Annotated in this window: 24 protein-coding genes; 2 read left to right on the forward strand and 22 right to left on the reverse strand. The window is 36.6% G+C overall.

What is annotated here, in order from left to right; genetic code table 11:
• Positions 1-38: 38 nt before the first annotated feature.
• Positions 39-1,157 (reverse strand): tripeptidase T, encoded by a 1,119-nt coding sequence (locus ILS93_RS08525; RefSeq protein WP_064474844.1) that lies wholly within the window; start codon positions 1,155-1,157, stop codon positions 39-41.
• Between the two features lie 127 nt (positions 1,158-1,284).
• The gene (locus ILS93_RS08530) at positions 1,285-1,830 is read right to left on the reverse strand and encodes a GNAT family N-acetyltransferase (protein ID WP_033657628.1); all 546 of its coding nucleotides are present in this window, start codon (positions 1,828-1,830) and stop codon (positions 1,285-1,287) included.
• A gap of 189 nt (positions 1,831-2,019) precedes the next feature.
• On the opposite strand from ILS93_RS08530, the gene prli42 reads away from it, so the two are divergent.
• Positions 2,020-2,112: a stressosome-associated protein Prli42 gene (gene prli42 / locus ILS93_RS08535; protein ID WP_149173444.1), complete on the forward strand. Its 93-nt coding sequence runs from the start codon at positions 2,020-2,022 to the stop codon at positions 2,110-2,112.
• 77 nt (positions 2,113-2,189) lie between these two features.
• Here prli42 and ILS93_RS08540 read toward each other — a convergent pair whose 3' ends face one another.
• From ILS93_RS08540 to ILS93_RS08630, 19 genes are all read right to left on the reverse strand, one after another.
• Positions 2,190-2,429 carry a DUF3894 domain-containing protein gene (locus tag ILS93_RS08540; RefSeq protein ID WP_000281162.1) on the reverse strand — a complete coding sequence of 80 codons (240 nt, stop codon included), beginning with the start codon at positions 2,427-2,429 and terminating at the stop codon, positions 2,190-2,192.
• Between the two features lie 133 nt (positions 2,430-2,562).
• Positions 2,563-3,123 carry a L,D-transpeptidase gene (locus tag ILS93_RS08545; protein WP_064474843.1) on the reverse strand — a complete coding sequence of 187 codons (561 nt, stop codon included), beginning with the start codon at positions 3,121-3,123 and terminating at the stop codon, positions 2,563-2,565.
• Between the two features lie 15 nt (positions 3,124-3,138).
• Positions 3,139-4,107: an aromatic acid exporter family protein gene (locus ILS93_RS08550; RefSeq protein WP_000472675.1), complete on the reverse strand. Its 969-nt coding sequence runs from the start codon at positions 4,105-4,107 to the stop codon at positions 3,139-3,141.
• A 100-nt stretch (positions 4,108-4,207) separates the two neighbouring features.
• A complete protein-coding gene (locus tag ILS93_RS08555) occupies positions 4,208-4,930 on the reverse strand; it encodes an amino acid ABC transporter ATP-binding protein (RefSeq protein ID WP_064474842.1) in 723 nt (240 codons plus the stop codon).
• Positions 4,923-5,582 carry an amino acid ABC transporter permease gene (locus tag ILS93_RS08560; protein ID WP_222660332.1) on the reverse strand — a complete coding sequence of 220 codons (660 nt, stop codon included), beginning with the start codon at positions 5,580-5,582 and terminating at the stop codon, positions 4,923-4,925. The genes ILS93_RS08555 and ILS93_RS08560 overlap by 8 nt, the downstream gene beginning before the upstream one ends.
• A gap of 36 nt (positions 5,583-5,618) precedes the next feature.
• Positions 5,619-6,398: a transporter substrate-binding domain-containing protein gene (locus ILS93_RS08565; protein WP_064474841.1), complete on the reverse strand. Its 780-nt coding sequence runs from the start codon at positions 6,396-6,398 to the stop codon at positions 5,619-5,621.
• 251 nt (positions 6,399-6,649) lie between these two features.
• A complete protein-coding gene (locus ILS93_RS08570) occupies positions 6,650-7,063 on the reverse strand; it encodes a BrxA/BrxB family bacilliredoxin (RefSeq protein ID WP_001979317.1) in 414 nt (137 codons plus the stop codon).
• Positions 7,064-7,206: 143 nt separating this feature from the next.
• Positions 7,207-7,614 (reverse strand): YjdF family protein, encoded by a 408-nt coding sequence (locus ILS93_RS08575; RefSeq protein WP_064474840.1) that lies wholly within the window; start codon positions 7,612-7,614, stop codon positions 7,207-7,209.
• Between the two features lie 122 nt (positions 7,615-7,736).
• Positions 7,737-8,201, reverse strand: a complete 465-nt coding sequence (locus ILS93_RS08580; RefSeq protein WP_064474839.1) for an NUDIX hydrolase — start codon at positions 8,199-8,201, stop codon at positions 7,737-7,739.
• A 70-nt stretch (positions 8,202-8,271) separates the two neighbouring features.
• Entirely contained in the window at positions 8,272-8,976 is a 705-nt protein-coding gene (locus ILS93_RS08585) for a DUF421 domain-containing protein (RefSeq protein WP_064474838.1), read from the reverse strand.
• Positions 8,977-9,082: 106 nt separating this feature from the next.
• Complete coding sequence (locus ILS93_RS08590; RefSeq protein WP_000831201.1) at positions 9,083-10,261, reverse strand: FtsW/RodA/SpoVE family cell cycle protein; 1,179 nt, start codon at positions 10,259-10,261, stop codon at positions 9,083-9,085.
• A 340-nt stretch (positions 10,262-10,601) separates the two neighbouring features.
• Positions 10,602-11,912, reverse strand: coding sequence for a dihydrolipoamide acetyltransferase family protein (locus ILS93_RS08595; protein WP_098102846.1), 1,311 nt, complete (start codon positions 11,910-11,912; stop codon positions 10,602-10,604).
• A 15-nt stretch (positions 11,913-11,927) separates the two neighbouring features.
• The gene (bfmBAB, locus tag ILS93_RS08600; protein ID WP_000290073.1) at positions 11,928-12,911 is read right to left on the reverse strand and encodes a 3-methyl-2-oxobutanoate dehydrogenase subunit beta; all 984 of its coding nucleotides are present in this window, start codon (positions 12,909-12,911) and stop codon (positions 11,928-11,930) included.
• Positions 12,912-12,924: 13 nt separating this feature from the next.
• A complete protein-coding gene (gene bfmBAA, locus ILS93_RS08605) occupies positions 12,925-13,926 on the reverse strand; it encodes a 3-methyl-2-oxobutanoate dehydrogenase subunit alpha (RefSeq protein WP_000852549.1) in 1,002 nt (333 codons plus the stop codon).
• A gap of 27 nt (positions 13,927-13,953) precedes the next feature.
• Positions 13,954-15,375 (reverse strand): dihydrolipoyl dehydrogenase, encoded by a 1,422-nt coding sequence (gene lpdA, locus ILS93_RS08610; protein ID WP_088048132.1) that lies wholly within the window; start codon positions 15,373-15,375, stop codon positions 13,954-13,956.
• Positions 15,376-15,379: 4 nt separating this feature from the next.
• The gene (gene buk, locus ILS93_RS08615) at positions 15,380-16,483 is read right to left on the reverse strand and encodes a butyrate kinase (RefSeq protein WP_000056195.1); all 1,104 of its coding nucleotides are present in this window, start codon (positions 16,481-16,483) and stop codon (positions 15,380-15,382) included.
• Positions 16,484-16,570: 87 nt separating this feature from the next.
• On the reverse strand, positions 16,571-17,671 hold the full coding sequence (locus ILS93_RS08620) for a leucine dehydrogenase (RefSeq protein WP_000171359.1): 1,101 nt from the start codon (positions 17,669-17,671) through the stop codon (positions 16,571-16,573).
• 34 nt (positions 17,672-17,705) lie between these two features.
• Entirely contained in the window at positions 17,706-18,605 is a 900-nt protein-coding gene (gene yqiS / locus ILS93_RS08625; RefSeq protein ID WP_088048131.1) for a phosphate butyryltransferase, read from the reverse strand.
• A 195-nt stretch (positions 18,606-18,800) separates the two neighbouring features.
• Positions 18,801-20,873: a sigma-54 interaction domain-containing protein gene (locus tag ILS93_RS08630; protein WP_064474834.1), complete on the reverse strand. Its 2,073-nt coding sequence runs from the start codon at positions 20,871-20,873 to the stop codon at positions 18,801-18,803.
• Between the two features lie 136 nt (positions 20,874-21,009).
• On the opposite strand from ILS93_RS08630, the gene ILS93_RS08635 reads away from it, so the two are divergent.
• On the forward strand, positions 21,010-21,243 hold the full coding sequence (locus tag ILS93_RS08635) for a DUF2627 domain-containing protein (RefSeq protein ID WP_064474833.1): 234 nt from the start codon (positions 21,010-21,012) through the stop codon (positions 21,241-21,243).
• A gap of 48 nt (positions 21,244-21,291) precedes the next feature.
• Here the strand turns inward: ILS93_RS08635 and ILS93_RS08640 are convergent, their stop codons facing one another.
• A complete protein-coding gene (locus ILS93_RS08640; RefSeq protein WP_088048130.1) occupies positions 21,292-22,020 on the reverse strand; it encodes a glycerophosphodiester phosphodiesterase in 729 nt (242 codons plus the stop codon).
• Positions 22,021-22,052 lie beyond the last annotated feature (32 nt).

Consider the following 22,052-nt stretch of genomic DNA (forward strand, 5'->3'; position numbering starts at 1 on the left):
TGTAAATCAATTGTGATTTACACGCTTTTTCTATTACATTACTTCGCTACTTCTTCAATAATTGCTATAACTAATTCTGCTGTTTTCGCTAATTCTTCAACAGGAATCTTTTCGTTTGTTGTATGAATTTCTTCATAACCAACCGCTAAGTTAACTGTTGGGATACCGTGTCCTGCAATTACGTTTGCATCACTTCCGCCACCACTTTGGTGAAGAGAAGGTGTACGACCAATGTTTTCAGCTGCACGTTTTGCAACTTCTACAACGTGATCGCCATCAGCAAATTTAAATCCTGGATACATAACGTTTACTTCAACGTCTGCTTGACCGCCCATTTCTTTTGCAGTTGTTTCAAATGCTTCTTTCATTTTCGCAACTTGTACTTCCATTTTCTCATTGATTAAAGAACGCGCTTCTGCAAAGATTTGTACATGATCGCAAACGATATTTGTTTGTGTACCACCTTCAAAACGTCCAATATTTGCAGTTGTTTCAGAATCAATACGACCAAGTGGCATCTTCGCAATTGCCTTCGCTGCGATAGTAATTGCAGATACACCTTTTTCTGGTGCTACACCAGCGTGAGCTGTTTTCCCACGAATAATTGCATTCACTTTCGCTTGTGTTGGAGCTGCAACAACGATTTCACCAACTTTTCCATCGCTATCTAATGCGTAACCGTATTTCGCTGTAATGCGCTCACGATCTAATGCTTTTGCACCAACAAGACCAGATTCTTCTCCAACTGTAATAATAAATTCAATTTTACCATGAGGGATGTTTTTCTCTTTTAAAACACGAATTGCTTCGAACATTGATGCTAATCCAGCTTTATCATCCGCACCTAAAATCGTAGTACCATCTGATACGATATATCCATCTTTAATAGAAGGCTTAATTCCATTACCAGGAACTACTGTATCCATATGAGAAGTAAAGTAAATTGTATCAACACCATCTTTTGTTGCTGGCAAAGTACAAATTAAATTACCTGCACCATGCCCAGTAACAGTCATTGTGTCATCTTCAAATACTTCTACACCTAAATCTGTAAATTTCTTTGTTAATACTTTGCAGATTTCTGCTTCAAATTTCGTTTCAGAATCTACTTGTACTAATTCCATAAATTCATTTACTAAACGTTCTTGATTAATCATAAGACTGCGCCTCCTGCACTACCATTATGTATGTAACACTATTAATTATAACAGAATTTCGCAAAAGTTTCGAAATACAAGACAAAAAACAGACGGTTTATATGTCTAGATAACCATCTGCTTTCTATTACTCATTTAACAATACCCAGCGCATATGATCTTCCCATACTCCATTTACCATTAACATCTTCCTAGACACGCCCTCATATTGAAAGCCTATCTTTGTCACTACTTGTATAGATGCTAAATTTCGTGGCATAATCGGTGCTTCTATACGATGTAACTGAAATTCTTCGAAAGTAACTTGAATAGCTTTCCTAAGCGCTTCTGTCGTGTAACCTTTATTCAATTCTGCCTTATCTAATTTATAGCCGAGCACACAAGATTGATAAATACCGCGAACGATTAGATTGAATGAGATACACCCAATAATTTTTGTATCATCACCCTTTTTAAAAATCCAAAGCCTGATGATTTTACCTTCTGCAAACTCTTTTCTATCCTTTTGTAACTTTTTCTTCTGATAATCTAACGTAAAAAAATCATCCGGTCTATACTCTTCCCAAGCTTTTAAAAATTCACGATTTCTGTCGTAATATTGAAGAACTTTTTCAGCATACGACTCATCAATTTCCCTTAAATGTAAACGATTTGTTTCATATATTTTCATCATCGTATCTCCATTCTTCAGCTTGCATAACAAAAAACTTATACTCTATCATTATTATATATTCTCTACATACATACAAATTTCCTGTTATACTTTACACGCACTTCTCGAATTTTGTCACTTCTCTCCCCTTGTCCACAATATCATTTCTCGTTACAATGATATTGTACTGATTTGCAAGGAGGTTTAACGATGCATAAAAAAGCTCAAAAAGTTGTGATTTATGTAATGCTAATTTCTATGCTTGTAACAACATTACTTGCTGGCGCAAGTATGTTTTGGTAAAAAGGACGATGTGTTCGTCCTTTTTTTACTTTTTACACATAACATAATAAAATAAACCATCTCGATATCGAGATGGTTTATTTTATATAAAGCACAATCGCTACAATACTAAAGGAAAATGACATTACAAGTGCTGTTATAAAACTTGTATATTGTTTCTGCTGAAATGCTCCAATAACAAAAGTAAGATTGAGTAATGCCATACAAACAATTGCTACAAGATAAGAACATATATTAAAAGTTGCCAATATGAATGTAATAACAAATAGAAATCCCATAAAAAATTGCATATACGAAATTTTTGGATTCAAGTACATATGAGCAACCCCTTTATCTAATTTTTTATCCCGATTGGTGAGGGCTGATAATCCGCGGGTAAAAAACCTCCCACTGATTAAAGTTTCACTTTATCTTTCTATATTCTCATTAACTCATGGTTATGTACACATGTCAAGACAACTTATTACAATAGAAAAAGCCAACCTTTTCGTTGGCTTTTTCATATGCAATGGCTCCTTTTTGTTTTGCCAATTGCTGAAATGATTTTTTCGACTTCACAATCCATACTTTCGTTCCAATTGGAATGCGATCAAATAAATACTCCACATCGTTTTTCTTCATTCTTATACATCCTTGTGAAATATACTTTCCAATTGAACTAGGTTGGTTTGTTCCATGTATTCCATATTTACTTCCATCAGTTTCTCTTGCATTAAATCCAATCCACCTTGATCCAAGTGGATTTTTCGGTGACCCACCTGGAATATCCTTCGCAATATAATACGGATCCTTCGCTTTCATTACAACATCAAAAGTTCCCTCTGGAGTTAATTCATTTGTTTTCCCTGTCGCTACTGGAAAAACCTTTTGAATCTTTCCATCGTCAATATAAGCTAGTTTATTCGTCGCTTTATTTACAATAATAAAAGGATCTCCGGCACGTGGATTATCACCAAGAGGCCAAATAGGCGATAAAGAAAGACATAATATGAAAGAGAGAAGATACGGCATAATAATTCCTACCTTCTATATAAGTTCTTTTATATTATCCTTTCCCTTAAAACGACTTTTAATGAGTAAATATTGTTCCATTTCATACACCAGTTGAACAAGCTTCGCACGTATCTCAAATTCTTCACGTGTAACGGGCAATGGCATGTCTCTAAATAATTCTCTCATTTCTTGAAGCTGTCTTAAGGAAATAACCCCAGTACTCTCAGGGCTAATAGCATTTCCAATGTTTTCAACCACATCCGCAATCATATCAGCTTGTTCATATGTCCATGATAAAGAAGCTGCTAATGGTATCATCCGTTCTAAAATTTCGAATTGTTGCATGCGCATATTAAAATAACGATAGTAATAGCCATCTTCTCGCATAAATGCATTCTCAAGTTTCTTAAACGATAAATCCCTTGCTTCATTTAGCATATTTTCAGTTTCAATAAGTTCTGCCCCACTCCAGCTACTTTCTCTGTTTCGTAAATACACGACCATTTCAAACAAAATTGTTTTAAAATTACTTTCTATTGTATCCTGATACTCTTTTAGCTTATTTTCACTACTTGGCATATACATATTCACTAATAAAGCCACGCTAATTCCTATCGTTAATATCGCAATTTCATTCCCAACAATAAGCCATGTAATTTGTTTCAATGAATATAGATGCATCACAATAACTGAACTCGTGACAATACCTTCTTGAATTTTAAGCATAACTGCAGTCGGAATAAATGTTAGTAATAATATACTAATTGCAAGTGGTGTATATCCAATTGTTTCAAAAATACAAAACGCGAATACCATTGATAATACACAAGCTAAAAAACGATGTAACGACACTTGAAGTGATTTACGTTTCGTATTTTGTACACATAATATAACTAAAATGCCCGCTGAACTATAAAATTCTAATCCTAATAACTGCGCAATAAAAACTGCTGCGCCTGTCCCTATTGCTGTTTTTACTGTACGGTATCCAATTTTGAACATAGCACTGCTCCTATATGTATAAACGTATTTAAAGTTAGTATAAAAAAAGGATGACACAATGTCATCCTTTTCTACTTATTATTCACGCAACCTTTACATATTACAATATTTTTTGTAAAAATTGTTGCGCACGTTCACTTTTCGGTGCTACAAAAAATTCTGCTGGCGCACTATCTTCTACAAGCTTTCCACCATCTAAAAAGAGAACACGATCTGCTACTTCTTTTGCAAATCCCATTTCATGTGTAACAATCACCATTGTCATTCCTGTCGTAACTAATGATTTCATAACTTCTAACACTTCTTTTACCATCTCTGGATCTAGTGCCGATGTTGGTTCATCAAATAACATAACTTCTGGTTCCATCGCTAACGCTCTCGCAATTGCTACACGTTGCTTTTGTCCTCCCGAAAGACGATTGGGATACGTATTTTCTTTATCTAATAAACCGACCTTTTCTAAAAGTTTCTCGGCTTTCTTGTCAGCTTCTTGCTTCGTTACTCCTTTTACATTGATAGGAGCATACGTAATATTTTCTAATACAGTCATATGAGGAAATAGGTGAAAATGCTGAAATACCATTCCGACATTTTCACGAACGTGCATAATATTCGTTTTCGGATTCGTTACTTCTTCCGTTCCAATCCAAATGTGACCATTTGTCGGTGCTTCTAGCACATTCATACAACGTAAAAATGTTGATTTCCCTGATCCAGACGGTCCAATAATTGCTACTACTTCCCCTTTTTCAATCATTGTTGTAATCCCTTTTAATACTTCGTTTTTTCCAAATGATTTATGAAGGTTTTCAATTTTAATCACTTTTCTTCATTCTCCCTTCAATTGCCTTCCCGACTAATGTAAGAATAATGACTAACATATAATAAATGAGTCCAACAAAAAGTAATGGTTCAAGATATTTAAACGTCTCACCGCCTACAATGTAAGCACGGCGCATTAAATCGGTCGCTCCTATTACTGTTACTACAGCCGATTCTTTCGTAAGTGTCGCAAACTCGTTCACAAGCGCTGGTAATATATTTTTTAATGCTTGAGGGAAAATAATATTTCGCATCATTTTCCCGTAAGGAATCCCTAAAGCCCTCGCTGCTTCTGTTTGTCCTTTATCAACCGCTTGAATGCCGGCACGAATTACCTCTGACATATATGCACCTGAATTTAAGCTAAATGCTAATACAGCTGCTACGAATGCTGGTATTTCATAACCAATTATTTGCGGGACACCGAAATAAATAATCATTAATTGCAATACAAGTGGTGTACCACGGAAAATTGATGTATAAAAATCTGCCGCTATATTTAATGCTCGTATTCTAGCAATTTTGCAAAGCGCTAATAACGTTCCTAAAATAAACCCAACTAACGCTGATACTGCTACAATTTTTAAAGTAACTTCTAGGCCTTTTAGTATATATGGTATCGAAGGCGTAATCGCCGAAAAATCTAAGTTCATTCTTTTCATTCCCCTCACAGAAAAGTGAAAGGCAGCTTATTTTTCGCTGCCAAACCATTTCTTCACTAATTTATCCATTTCTCCATTTTCTTGCATTTTTTTAATTACTTTATTAAATTCCGCTGTTTTATCACTGTTTTTCGGAAGGGCAATTGCTGCTCCTACTTCTTCTGGTGCTTCTTTAATTTCAATTCCTTGTAATTCTTTCATTTTTTCTAAATAATTTTTAGCAACTGTGTCTTCTATAATTGCAGCGTCAAAACGACCAGCTTTAATTTCTTGTACGATTTCTGGTATACGGTCACGTCCCTCAATTTTGAAATCTACTTGTTTTTTAAATTCTGCTGCTTTCTCTTCTTGGATAGATCCTGTTTGTACCCCTACTTTTTTCCCTTTTAAATCCTCTACAGATTGAATATTAGAATCTTTTTTAGAAACGACCATGTTTTTCGCAACAAAATATATGTCTGTGAAATCAACATTATTTTTACGCTCTGCCGTTGGCGTCATACCTGCCATTACGAAATCAACTTTTCCTGAGCTAAGAGATGCTAATAAACCACCAAAATCCATATCTTTCACTTTCACTTCATAACCAAGTTCTTTTCCGATATATTTAGCAACATCAACATCAAAGCCGATAATTTCATCACTTTTTGAAGCTTCTACGTATTCATATGGTTTATAATCTGCTGAAGTCCCCATAACCAGTACTTTCTTATTTTTTCCAGTAGCCTTTTCTTCCCCATTACTACAAGCACTGAACATACTTACAATTAAAATAAGTGCAAACGATATTGATAATAACTTCTTCATCTTTCTTCCCCCTAATAATGTATATTTAAAAGTTTAATAGAATATTTATTCGATGTTTGTATTGTATCAGCACTTTAATTTTTATGCAATATATAAAATAAAAATAAATAAAATAACAATATTAATACCGTTTACAATGTATAAAATAATGCATAAAACAACATAACTATGCATATCCCATAAATTTTAATACTAAATAAAAAAGGCGGTACATCCACTTCATTGTGGACGTACCGCCTTTTCGCTTATATTTATAGTTCTTCACAATTCTCTTCGAAATAAGATTGTAGTTTTGCAATAACTTGCATTGGTTCATGACCTTCAATTTCATGACGTTCTACCATCGTTACAATTTTCCCATCTTTTAATAAAGCAAATGATGGTGAAGAAGGTGGATACCCTTCGAAATATTCACGAGCTCTTGCTGTTGCTTCTTTATCTTGACCTGCAAACACCGTTACAAGATGGTTAGGACGTTTATCATAATGTACGGAATGCGCAGCAGCAGGACGAGCAATACCACCTGCACAACCACATACAGAGTTTACCATTACAAGTGTTGTTCCATTTCTTTTAAACGCTTCTTCTACTGCTTCCGGCGTCGTCAATTCTGTATATCCAGCAGAGACAATCTCTTCACGTGCTTGGCGGACAACATCATTCATAAAAAAGTTAAAATTAATCAATCTTTTCCCTCCTCTAAAACTACCTATTTGTATCTTACCAGTTAATGTTTATGAAATACAAGTAAGTTTACTTGTATTTGGGTATAGAAAAGGTGTTAGAGCTCTTGCTCTAACACCTTTTCTTAATGGCCACGATGCTTTTGCTTTGCTTTTTGTACTTTGATTAAACGTCTTCTTTGTTTTTCAGCTTCTCGCTTCTCCTTAGATTGCACTTTCTTTTCTTGTTTATGCAATTCATAAGATAAGCTAATTGCCTCTTGCGCCTTAGTAAAACGGTTTATATTTACTTCTTTTGCTGCTTCTCGTATGATACGCTTTATATTTTTGGGACGCTGTTTTTCTTTCACTTCCACACCACATCTTGCAAAGTGCTGAAAATAGGCTAACATTGGACCAGTCACAAATATAAGTATTTCTTCGTCTGACGGCTCCGTTCCAAAAATATACCTCGCTCCATACAATTTCCCTGTTTCTTTATGCGTAATAATTCCTACGAAAAATTGACCATCGTGATATACTGTCAAATCCATTGACAGCCCCTCCTTTAAAAAAATTAGAAATACGGGACATCCCGGAGGGGAAGGTTACTGACACGTAATCATGCGTCTGGACTACCAACCAGAACTGTGTTTTTGTATTTCTTTCACTATTATTATATCTCTTTTTCCATAATCTTCATATATTCGCCAATCATTTTTTTATGCGACCCTACAATATAGTCAGGTAGTTCTGTTAGTGGGAAGAATGTAAGCTGAACGGCTTCTTCTTTATTCATAACAAGCTCTCCTTCGTATTCATCCGTATAATAAGCTGTTGTGACAGATTGAAACTCATCACCATTTGCTAGTTTTGTAAAATAGTTCGCTCCAGAAAATATATTAATTAATCGCAAGTTCTTCACTTCTATTCCTGTCTCTTCATATACTTCACGGCCGGCTGTTTCTTCTGGTGATTCACCAAGCTCCATTAACCCACCAGGCAGCCCCCACTTTCCGTAAGGCTCTGTTCTTTGTTGCAATAAAACATCTCCATTTTCATTTATAACGAGTACAACAGCACCAACTAAAATTAAAGGGCGATGACCAACTATTTTTCGTAATTCTTCTACATATCCCATCGTATCGCCTCCTTTTTCGTTGTCCACACTATTGTATCATATGTATGAAACGACAAAATGCGTATATTTTTCATTTTTTTAACAAAATATTTATTTTATGTGCTTCATCTACTGTAGCTAACATAATGGATTTGACTTCTGCACTCTTCTCTAGAAATTCTCTCGCCCACTCTTCTGTTTTTCCTAATAAAGCAAGAACATCTTTCTGAATCTTCCCATCCTTTACTAATACAAAAGAAACTGGAGATCTTTTTCCCGCCACTTTCAGATCAAGCCGCGAAACTGCTTCATACTCTGGATACTGAAATATAGAAACAACACCATTCGCTTCCCACAATGCTAATTTAATCGTTTGAATATCGCTCACATTTCGCATACGAAGTTCCGCAAATAAATATTCCACCGTAATTCTCGCTTTTTTCAAATTGCTAAAATCAATGGAACCATTGTGTATAAGAATAATAGGTGCTGGCTCTAAAAAGCGTCTCCATCTATCCCATTTCAACATTAAGACTGAGCTTATAATGTGAAGTACAACGAGTATGAACGTTGTAATCATTGAGCCGAGTAACCCCACTTTTTCATCAGATAATGCATTAGAAATATTCCCACCAAGCAATAATACTAATACAACATCTAAAAAACGAAGTTGCGCGATGGACCTTTGCCCCATCGCTTTCGCAACTAATGTTAAAAATATGTATGCTATAATAGCCCGAATAACCCATTCACTATTAGAAAGATGCCGTGCCCCTTCAAAAATATGCATATGCATCACTTTGCACTCCTTACCCATCTCAAACTGCTATTCTGTTTTAGTTTGCAACGTTTAAGAGCATATATGTAAAAAAGCTGGTTCGTTTTTACACGAACCAGCTTTTTTATTTAACAGAAAACATATACTTTTTATACGTTTTCCGTACCGATAATATAAGACCCATCATAATCATATTTGAGAATAAGGAACTTCCTCCATATGATAAGAAAGGTAATGCAATCCCTTTTACAGGCATTAATCCAACGATCATACCGATGTTTTGGAATATTTGAACCGTTAATATTCCAATTGATCCAGCACATAATAATGTACCGAATAAATTATCAGCAGAATAACCGATAATAATTGTTCTATATAGTAGTAATAGGAACAAGAATACAACTAACGCTGCTACGATAAATCCACCTTCTTCGGCAATTGTAGCAAAAATAAAGTCAGTATGCTTCTCAGGGATATAGACGTTCCCTTCGCCAAATCCTTTCCCTTCCATACCGCCACTACCTACAGCTAAAATCGATTGCTGTGTTTGATAACCTTGATCTGTATGTTCGAATGGATCTAACCAACCTAAAATACGTGATTGTTGGTGAGGTTTTAGTAACGTAACTAACTTATTAAAGAAGAAATCTTCATACCTTACGTAAATAAATATTAACGCAGATAATATGGTGACTGGAATAACTGTACATAACGCTATTAATTTCTTCTGAATACCTGACATAAATAAAATACATGCAATTGCAGCAGCATATAAGAACACCATCCCTGTATCCGGTTGGCTATATACAACAGCCATAGGCGGGAGGGATACTAGCACAATTTTACCTACTAATTGTAAATCCGTTTGGAATGTCCTTGCCATATACTGTGCATTATGTTTCACTGCTATACTTGCTACTACGAGAAGCAATGAAATTTTGAAAAACTCAGATGGTTGAATTTGTCCAACTAACGGAAATACAAACCATCTTTTTGCACCTAATTTTTCAGGTGTGAAAGTGGAAACCGGTAGTATTTTCAAAAGAATAAGTGAACCAAATCCGACGATATAAAGTGGCCAAGACAATTTTTGTAATTGATCTAAGTCGATGCTTGCAACAAGCAATAACAATACAACTCCAATTATGTAGTTCAAACCCTGTTTCATCGCAAAGTTTGCCTCTCCATATTGGCCAGTTTGCTGACTGCTATATATAGCAGCTATACTCGTAACACATAATGCTAACAAAATTAATATTAATTTTACATCTAAACTTTTTAGAAACTCGGTACTTCTTTTCATGACATCCTCCTGAAACATTGTTACAGCAAAATAAAAAACCAGGAGTCAACATTCTTCATGTTTTGACGACTGATTACACATTATCTATAAAACACTTATATAGAATAACTCTCTTTTTCATACAATACAATATATTATACTACAGTTTCGTCAGTAAGATTTGCCAAAAAAATTATTCTTTTCTTATTTTATATCCATATACCATATATCAGCAATGTATTTTCATAAATTCCTAATACATAATCGTTCATTGTAAGATTACTGGGAAAGATATTATACATATAGTAGGATGTAGCTGAAGAAATAAGATGATAAAAAGCTCGCATAAGCGAGCTTTTTATTAATATACAGATGTATTATTTTCTGACGTATTTTCTAAAATTTCTTTTACACGTCCTAAGAACTTACCACAAATTAAGCCATCTAGTACACGGTGATCAAGTGATAAACATAAGTTAACCATGTCGCGAGCACCAAACATACCATTATCCATAATTACTGGGCGTTTTACAATTGATTCAACTTGTAAAATAGCCGCTTGTGGGTAATTAATAATACCCATAGATTGAACAGAACCAAATGATCCTGTGTTATTAATTGTAAATGTTCCACCTTGCATTTCGTCCGCTTTTAACGATTTCGTACGTACTTTTCCTGCAAGCTCTGTAATTTCACGAGCGATACCTTTAATCGTCTTCTCATCCGCATGTTTAATTACTGGTACAAATAGTTCGTCCTCTGTTGCAACAGCGATAGAAAGGTTAATATCTTTCTTCTGAACGATCTTATCGCCAGCCCACATTGAATTGATTTGAGGATACTCTTTTAACGCTTGCGCTACTGCTTTTACGAAGAAAGCAAAGAACGTTAAATTAAAGCCTTCGCGCTTTTTGAAATCACCTTTAATTGAATTACGGTATGACACAAGGTTTGTCACATCTACTTCAATCATCATCCAAGCATGTGGCGCTTCGTGTTTACTACGTAACATGTTCGCTGCAATTGCTTTACGCACACCTGTTACTGGAATTTCGATATCGCCAGGCATTGTTGGTACAGAAACTGGTTTTGCAGCTTCTACTTTTTGTGCTTCTGGCGCTGCTTTTTGTGCTTCTGGACGCGCTTCTACTACTGCTGCTTCCTCTTTCTTCGCACCTGCTTGCGGAATATTTCCAGATTCCACTAGCTTTAAAATATCTTTACGAGTGATACGGCCATTTGCTCCCGTACCTTCTACTAAATCTAAATCAACATTATGCTCACCTGCAAGTTTTAAAACAGCTGGTGAAAAACGTGGTTTTCCATCAGTTGGTTGTTTTGCTTTCGGTGCTTTTTCAGGTGTAGCTATTTCTGCCTTTGGTTCTTCTTTTGTTTTTTCCTCAACAGCTGTCGCTGCTACTTCATCTGCGCCTTCTACTTGAATAACACAAACTACTTCACCTACAGCTAACGTCTCACCTTCACCAGCAATTAATTCTTTCACAATACCAGTGAAAGAAGATGGTACTTCAGCATTTACTTTATCAGTCATTACTTCTGCAAGCGGATCATACTTGTTTACGTGATCGCCAACATTAACGAGCCATTTACTAATTGTACCCTCTGTAACGCTCTCCCCGAGCTGAGGCATTGTGATATTTTCTACAGCCATGTATAGTCCCCCCGATTAAAATTCCGCAAGTTCACGCATTGCTTTTTCAACTTTATCTGGATTTACCATAAAGAATTTTTCCATTGTTGGTGCATATGGCATTGCTGGAACGTCTGGACCTGCAAGACGTGCGATTGGCGCATCTAAATCAAACAGACAGTTTTCAGCAATAATTGCTGCCACTTCACTTATAATACTTCCTTCTTTATTGTCTTCTGTTACAAGAAGAACTTTACCTGTTTTAGAAGCTGCTTCAATGATTGCTTCTTTATCTAATGGATATACAGTACGTAAATCAAGAACATGTGCCGAGATGCCATCTTGCGCTAACTTTTCAGCTGCTTGAAGAGCAAAGTGAACACATAATCCGTACGTGATAACAGTAATATCATCACCTTCGCGTTTTACATCTGCTTTTCCGATTGGTAATACGTAATCATCCTCTGGCACTTCACCTTTAATTAAGCGATATGCACGCTTATGCTCAAAGAATAATACTGGATCTTCATCACGAATTGCTGCTTTTAATAAACCTTTTGCATCATATGGTGTAGAAGGAATAACAATTTTTAAACCTGGTTGGTTCGCAAACATCGCTTCCACAGATTGTGAATGATACAATGCACCGTGAACACCGCCGCCAAATGGCGCACGAATTGTAACTGGACAAGTCCAATCGTTATTAGAACGATAACGAATTTTTGCTGCCTCAGAAACAATTTGGTTTACTGCTGGCATGATGAAATCAGCAAACTGCATTTCAGCGATTGGACGCATACCATACATTGCCGCACCAATTGCTACCCCAGCAATTGCAGATTCTGCAAGCGGTGCATCAAGCGCACGATCTTCACCAAATTGATCATATAATCCGTGTGTCGCTTTAAATACGCCACCTTTTTTACCAACATCTTCACCTAAAACAAATACTTTCTCATCGCGTTCCATTTCTTCGCGCATTGCTAATGTAATAGCATCAATATAAGACATTACAGCCATGAAACGTTCCCCCCTATTCTGCGTATACGTGCTTCAATGCATCTTCAGGTGCTGCATACGGAGCATTTTCTGCATATTCTGTTGCTTCATTTACGATATGCATAATTTCGTCTAACATTTGTTTTTCAAATTCCTCAGTTAACACGCCAGCTTCTTTTAAATAAGCTGCAAATGTTATGATTGAATCTTTTTTCTTTGCTTCTTCTACTTCTTCTTTATCACGATAAACACGATCATCGTCGTCACTAGAATGTGCTGTTAAACGATATGATACTGTTTCAATTAAAGTTGGGCCTTCACCACGACGGCCGCGGTCTGCTGCCTCTTTTACAGCTTTATATACTGCAAGCGGATCGTTTCCGTCTATTGTATATCCAGGCATACCGTAACCAATTGCACGATCTGATACGTTTTTACATGCTAATTGTTTTTCAACTGGAATAGAGATTGCGTATTTATTATTTTCACACATGAAAATAACAGGTAGTTTGTGTACACCAGCAAAGTTTGCCCCTTCATGGAAGTCACCTTGGTTTGAAGAACCTTCTCCAAATGTAACAAACGTTACTAAATCTTTCTTTTCCATTTTTCCAGCTAATGCAATACCAACTGCATGTGGTACTTGCGTTGTTACTGGAGATGATCCTGTCACAATACGATTTTTCTTTTGACCGAAGTGACCAGGCATTTGACGACCACCAGAGTTTGGATCTCCAGCTTTCGCGAAAGCAGACAACATAAGCTCTTTAGCTGTCATGCCGAACGCTAGTACAACACCCATATCACGGTAGTATGGTAATGCATAATCTTTTTCTCTATCAAGAGCGAATGCTGCTCCAACTTGTGCAGCCTCTTGTCCTTGACAAGAAATTACGAATGGAATTTTACCCGCACGGTTTAATAACCACATACGTTCGTCGATTTTACGTGCAAGTAACATCGTACGGAACATTTCTAATACTTGCTCATCACTTAAGCCAAGCTCTTCATGGCGCTTTTCTTTTACTTCTGCCATTTTTCATAACCTCCTAAATCCACATTTTTATGCGTGCAACGCTTTTCCATCTACAGCTAATGCTGCTTCACCAATCGCCTCAGATAATGATGGATGCGGATGAATTGTATGTGCTACTTCCCACGGTGTTGCATCAAGTACTCTTGCAAGACCAGCTTCAGAAATCATATCTGTTACATGTGGTCCAATCATATGAACACCAAGAATGTCATTTGTTTCTTCATCAACTACAAGTTTTACGAAACCATCTGATTCGCCGTATACAAGTGCTTTTCCGATTGCACGGAATGAGAACTTACCTACTTTTAACTTATAGCCTTTTTCTTTCGCTTCTTGCTCTGTTAAACCGACAGAAGCAACTTCCGGACTGCTATATACGCATTTTGATACCATAGAGTAATCAATTGGTGTAACTTCTTTACCAGCAATATGTTCTACTGCAACTATTCCTTCATGAGAAGCAACGTGAGCAAGTTGTAAGCCACCGATTACATCTCCAATTGCGTAAATATGAGATTCTTTCGTTTGATAAAACTCATTTGTTTGAATGTATCCTTTTTCCACAACGATATCCGTATTCTCTAAACCAATATTTTGCGTATTGGCTTGTCTTCCTACAGATACAAGCATTTTTTCTGCTTTAAATTCTTTATTCTCACCGTTATGTTCAGCTTGAATTGTTACTCCATTATCTTTTACCAATGTTTCTGGTAATACTTTTGCACCAGTTACCACTTTAATACCTTTTTTCTTGAATAGACGTTGCATTTCTTTTGAAACGTCCTGATCTTCTAGTGGTAATATCGTTTTCGCATACTCTAATACTGTAACTTCTACACCGAAGTCAGCAAGCATAGATGCCCACTCAATACCGATTACACCGCCACCAACGATAATAATTGAGCTAGGAAGCGTTTCCATTCTTAGGGCATGATCGGAAGACATTACATACTCTCCGTCTAATTCTAAACCTGGTAATGAATTTGGACGAGAACCTGTTGCAACAAGTACATTTTTTGGAATTAACATTTCATTCTCTTCTCCACTTGCAAGTTCAACTGAAATTGTCCCTGGCATTGGAGAGAAAATAGATGGGCCAAGAATACGGCCGATACCTTCAAACACATCAATTTTACCTTGTTTCATTAAGTGTTGAACACCTTTATGAAGTTGTGTTACAATCTTCTCTTTACGCTCTTGCACTTTCGCAAAGTTTAGTTCTACATTACTTGCAATAACTCCGAACTCTTCGCTTTTTTTAGCAGTTGCGTATACTTCCGCACTACGTAAAAGAGCTTTACTAGGAATACATCCTTTGTGCAAACAAGTACCACCAAGATTTTCTTTTTCAACAAGTGCAGTTTTTAAACCTAGTTGTGATGCTCGAATAGCAGCAACATATCCACCAGTACCGCCGCCAACGATGACTAAATCATATTCTCTTGCCATTATCTCAACCCCTAGCTACTGTTTGTTTTTCTCGTACAACATACTCTTTCGGTGCTTCTTCTTCACGTAATACACGAAGTGCTCCTTCTGCTAATGCTTGTAATTCATCTTCCCCTGGATGTACGATAACATCTGCAATCCAGTCAACACGTTCTTTTATTTCATCAACAAGAATTTTACTGTACGCAAGTCCACCAGTTAAAACGATTGCATCGATTTTCCCGTGAAGTACAGCGCTAGCTCCGCCAATCTCTTTTGCAACTTGATATGCCATTGCTTTATAAATAAGAGTTGCTTCCGGATCACCTTTTTCAACCATTTGTTCTACTTTGATCGCATCATTTGTACCGATTAGGCTTACAAGTCCACCTTGTCCAACAAGTTTTTTAACCATTTCGTCACGGTAATACTCACCAGAGAAACACATCTCAACTAATTGCCCTACCGGTACTGTACCCGCACGCTCTGGACTAAATGGTCCTTCTCCGTTTAAGCCGTTATTCACATCAATAACTTTTCCTTTTTTATGAGCACCAACTGTAATACCGCCACCCATATGTGTAACTAATAAATTTAAATCCTCGTATTTGTGATTTAATTCTTCAGCCACTTTACGAGCAACCGCTTTTTGGTTTAATGCATGGAAAATACTTTTACGTTCCATACCAGCAATACCGCTTATACGAGCAATCGGCTCCATTTCATCTACAACGACAGGATCTACTATGAATGCCGGAATATTTAATCCAGAAGCGATTTCATATGCTAAAATGCCTCCAAGGTTTGAAGCATGATGACCGCTAAACCCATTTTTTAAATCTTCTAACATCGAATCGTTTACTGTGTATGTTCCGCCTTCGATTGGACGAAGTAATCCCCCACGCCCACAAACTGCGTTTAATTTTGAAATGTTAATACCGTGAGAATGTAGAACTTCTAAAATCGTTTCTTTGCGAAACTCATATTGATCGATAATTCTCTTATATTTTCCAATTTGTTCTTCGTCATGACGAATAGTTTCTTCTAAAACAGGTCTTTCATTATCAAAAACACCAATTTTTGTGGATGTACTACCCGGATTAATAACAAGAATTCGATTTAAAGACACTGTTGCTACCTCCACTAATAAATTCAAAAGGAGGTGGAAACCTCATAAGAGGTAACCACACCTTTTGTAAAAGTAATATATGAATGATTAGCGACGGCTAATAATGTCGTGACCGTTGCGTAAGTATGTGCTACGAGAGTTTTTCAAGCTTGCAATGCGCTCTTCAGCTAGACGATCTGCTGCTACATAAGTTGCTATGCCATCACGTTTTGAAATTTCGATTACTTTTGCAATTGTGTCATAAATAGACTCAACACGTTTTAGTGCACGTTCTCTATTGTATCCATATAATTCGTCTGCTACGTTAATTACACCACCAGCATTAATAACATAGTCTGGTGCGTATACAATACCCATTTCATGAATCATGTCGCCGTGACGATTTTCTTTTAATTGGTTATTTGCAGAACCTGCGATTACTTTTGCTTTAAGTTGTGGAATAGTTTCGTCATTAACTGTTGCGCCTAATGCACATGGTGCGTAAATATCACATTCAACACCGTAAATTTCATTTGGCTCAACTGCCGATGCACCGAATTCTTCTACCGCGCGTTGTACAGCTTCTTTATTAATATCTGTAACGATTAATTTTGCTCCTTCAGCGTGTAAATGTTTGCATAGGTGATATGCTACGTTACCAACACCTTGAACAGCAATTACTTTTCCTTCTAAATTATCAGTACCGAAAGCCTCTTTCGCAGCTGCTTTCATACCACGATAAACACCGTATGCAGTTACTGGAGATGGGTTACCAGAAGAACCGAATGATGGTGAAATACCTGTTACAAAATCAGTTTCTTCGTGAATAATATCCATATCATCTACTGTTGTACCAACATCTTCAGCTGTAATGTAACGTCCGTTTAGTCCTTGAATGTATCGTCCTAATGCACGGAACATCGCTTCACTCTTATCTTTACGTGGATCACCGATAATTACTGTTTTCGCACCACCTAAGTTTAAGCCAGCTGCTGCATTTTTGTATGTCATCCCTTTTGCAAGACGCAATGCATCTTCAATCGCCGCTTCTTCAGAATCATATGTCCACATTCTTGTTCCACCAAGAGCTGGTCCAAGTGTTGTATCATGAATTGCAATGATTGCTTTTAAACCAGATTCTTTATCTTGACAAAATACTACTTGCTCATAATCATATTTTTCTAAGTATTCGAAGATTTCTAATGTCATTGTCGTTTCCCCCTAGTGATTTACCCTGTTTGGTTTATTTTGAAGCAGTCGTAACTGCCAATGCTAATGAATATACTTTTGTTTCTGCTGAATCAGCACGAGATGTTAAAACAATCGGTGCTTTTGCGCCAGCAATCATAGCTCCTACTTTTGCATCCGCAAAGTATACGAGTGATTTGTATAGCACATTTCCAGCTTCAATCGTTGGGACGAGTAAAATGTCTGCCTTACCTGCTACATCACTTACTATGCCTTTATGTTCTGCTGCAATTTGTGATACTGCATTATCTAAAGCAAGTGGTCCATCAACGACACAATTTTTAATTTGTCCGCGGCGATTCATTTGAGTTAACATCGCGGCATCAATTGTCGCTTGCATCGCAGGATTAACAACCTCTACCGCTGCAATTGGTGCTACCTTCGGCAAATCTATTCCTATTGCCTGGGCAACTTCTACAGTATTCTGTATAATAGCAGCTTTTTGTGTTACATCAGGTGCAATGTTCATCGCTGCATCTGTAACAAAGATAAGACGATCGTAATTTGGAACTTCAAATGCTGCAACGTGTGAAAGTACGCTACCTTTACGAAGTCCCCACTCTTTATTTAATACAGCTTTCAAAATATTTGCTGTTGGGATGTTTCCCTTCATAAGAACATCTGCTTCGCCATTTCTTACAGCTTTAACAGAAAGTTCAGCAGCCTCAGCACTTGACGCTGCTGCAATCACTTCAATGTGTTCTGAAGTTTGTAAACCATGTTCTTGTAGCATCCCCATTATTTTTTCTTGATTTCCATATAGACGAAATTGAGCTAGCTGTAATTTAATTGCTTTCGCTACAGCTTCAATTACTTCATGATCTTCAGCTACTGCTACAGCCACAGTTTTTTTAGGCTGTCCTGCTGCTTGATCAATTAAGTGTTCTAACTTCATATTTTGTAATCAACCCTTTCCGTCGTCCCTCGTCTATTTATAAAGCAAATACCGTGCCAACTTTCAAAAGTGGTCTTACCAATAATGAAAACGCATTCAAAATGCAGTAAAATCAATACTTTGGAAAATAACAAAACATTCTGTCTTGTTTTGTCGTATTTTGTATACCATGCAATAAATTGCATGGTACGCAATTTATTGCATGCTATTTTTTGCACACTCATACTTTTCTAGCTTGTAATATAAATTTCGAACCGAAATTCCTAACGCTCTTGCAGTTTTTGTTTTATTTCCATCAAACCTCTCTAAACATTCATGAATGATATGCCCTTCAAACTCTGTCACTAAATGTTCAAGTGGCTTTTCTTCTAATTCAGGTAATAAGTTATTTTGTTTTACCTCAGTCTGCTCTTCTGTATGTAAAGGTGGTAAATGATGGACATCAATATATATTTCGTTATAATTCATAAAGATAATAGCTCGTCCTAAAATGTTTTCAAGCTCTCTCACATTTCCTGGCCATTCATATGATTGTAAATATGAAATAGCCGAATCAGTGAGCCCCTCTACATTCCGGCCATAATCTTGGTTAATTTTTTGAATCAACCTGTCTGCAATTGCCGGTATATCTCCTTTTCGCTGACGAAGAGACGGAATTTGAATTGGAATTTTATTTAATCGATAATATAAATCCTCTCTAAACCCTCCTTCTAGAATGCCCTTTTCTAAATTCACATGTGTTGCTGCAATTACCCGGACATTTATAGGTATCGCTTTCGTTCCACCAACTTTTACAATTTCTTTTTCTTGCAACACGCGAAGGAGTTTCGCTTGCGTATTTGCAGACAATTCTCCTATTTCATCTAAAAAGATACTACCGTTATTCGCTTCCTCAAAAAAACCTCGTTTTCCGCCTCTTTTTGCTCCTGAGAATGCACCTTCCTCATAACCGAATAATTCACTTTCTAATAAAGTCTCGGAAATAGCAGCACAGTTTACCCGGACGAATTTATTATATTTTCGATTACTTCCATTATGAATTGCATGTGCAAACAATTCTTTACCCGTTCCGGATTCTCCGCGTAGCAATACTGTTGCTGGTGTATTCGCCCCAAGTTTCGCCTGCTCAATAGCAGCCGTTGTTTCATCTGAATTTCCGACAATGTCATCAAATGAATATTTCGCTTCTAACGTTCGAATAATTTGCCTTGCCCTATTCAATTCATTTGTTAACTTTTGAATTTCTGATACGTCACGAATTACACCAACGCTTCCTTTCAATATCCCATCCACTATAACTGGCGCTACGTTTACAATTACATCACGCTTCTTTTGTCCAATCTTCATATGTATTCCGCGTACCGCCCTACGCGTTCGAAGTACTTTCATATGCATACTTTCACCTTCTACAATATCAGTTGTAGCCGGTTTCCCAATAATGTCCTCTTCCGTTAAACCTGTTAATTTCGTATACGCAGGGTTAATTACTAATCCTCTTCCCTTTTCATCCACGACCGAAATTGCTTCCTCAGACGAGTTGATAATCGCCTCAAGTAACGTTTGAATCTCCTTTAAATCTGTAACTTCTTCCGCAAGATCTACAACCTCTGTTATATCTTTAAAAATCGCAAATGCCCCTTGTACTTCTCCTCCCTCTTTTAATATTGGAATACGGGTTGTAATAATTTTCTTTTCATTCTCTAATGTCAGTTCATAATTTACTTCTATTTGTTTCGTACGTATAATACGAAGCAACTTACTAGTCGGAATAACTTCTAAAATATATTTCCCTACCGCATCTTCTTTTTTATATCCGATAATACGCTCTGCACTTTTATTAAATAGGCGTACTTGTCCATCTCGATCAATCACAATCATACCGTCATGCGTAGAATTTAAAATTAAATCCCCTTGCTGCGTCTGTTCTTCTAACTTTCCAATTAAACCTTCCTTCTCATGTGCTAATCTCGTAACAATTTTCGCAATATCACCTGGTATAAGAAGAGTATCTTTATGCTTTTTCTTTATTAAATCTTTATGTAAATCATCGTCACCCGTCATATCAAACATTACATCAATATGCATAGAAAGAAACGGCGTTACACTCTCTCCAATTGTAACCCCGTATTCCTTAGCCATTTGTAATCCCTTCGCTATCGGATTTATATCAATAATCCCTATAATTTGAAATATATTCGAACTTTGCAACAGATTCAGCAGTGTACTGCCACCTTCACCTGCACCAACAATTAAAACTTTTTGTTTCATATATTACACTTCCTCTCGAAGTATCTCTGCAAAATTTTTCACACCCTTATCTTACTCGTTCAGCCCCCTCTTGACAAACCCCCTTTTCATATAACATCATTGAAATAAACAAAATAATCTGAAAAGGAGCGTTTATATGCAGCGTTACCTTGCTCTATCATTAGCACTCATCCCTATTTCATTAGCTGTGTTTGGCATTAAGTTAATGAGAGATACTGTATTCGGGATTCTATTTCCTCCACTCTCTATACTGTGGTTACAATTTTTAATTGGCGCTCTTTGCTTCGCGCTCGGGTTTTATATTTTTGGTGGCTTCGTCTTACACCGAGACCGTAAACGAAATAAAGTACAAGCTCGCTTTAGAAGATAGGAAAGCCCCACTATTTATAAATAAAAAATGAGACCGTTACACTCGGTCTCATTTTTTTATTGGCAATAACATTCTTGCTGTTTCAGGATAATCAGTAATAATCGCCGAAATATTCATATCAAAATATTTACGCATAAGCGTTTCTTCATTAATTGTATAAGGGCGAACCTCTACACCACTCTCCATCGTTAATTCAGCAACGGCTTCTTGAAGATAACGATAATTAGGATGCACTGCTGTAGCGCCCATTTTTTTCGCATATGCCCATGGACTATGCAAACCTTCGCGATATAAAATCGCTGTTTGAATATCAGGAGCCATCATATGACACCTTTTCATACTGTAGTGATTAAATGAAGAAAATATAACACGATTTTCTAGATTACATTTCCGTACAAGCGTTATAACTTCTTCCTCTAAACCTCTGTATGGAATTTTATTATTTTTAAGTTCAATATTAAGTAGCAACTCTGTTTTTTCAATCCATTCTAACACCTCTTCTAAAAGAGGTATTTTACAAAAACCTACTTTATCACCGAATTTATAGCTCGCATCTAATTTACATAAATCCTCATATAAATAATTACGAACCGCACCTTTTCCATTTGTTGTCCGGTCCACTGTTTCATCATGAATGACGACAACTTTTCCATCTTTCGTTAATTGAACATCAAGCTCAATTCCATCTGCTCTAAAAGATTCAGCCGCTTCAAATGAAATCATTGTATTTTCTGGGTACGTTCCCGCTGCACCACGATGTGCAAATATAAGAGTCATCCTCACTCCCCCAATCTTATGCTATACTATAC

The sequence above is a fragment of the Bacillus sp. 16GRE42 genome (assembly GCF_019837435.1).
Taxonomy (GTDB): domain Bacteria; phylum Bacillota; class Bacilli; order Bacillales; family Bacillaceae_G; genus Bacillus_A; species Bacillus_A wiedmannii.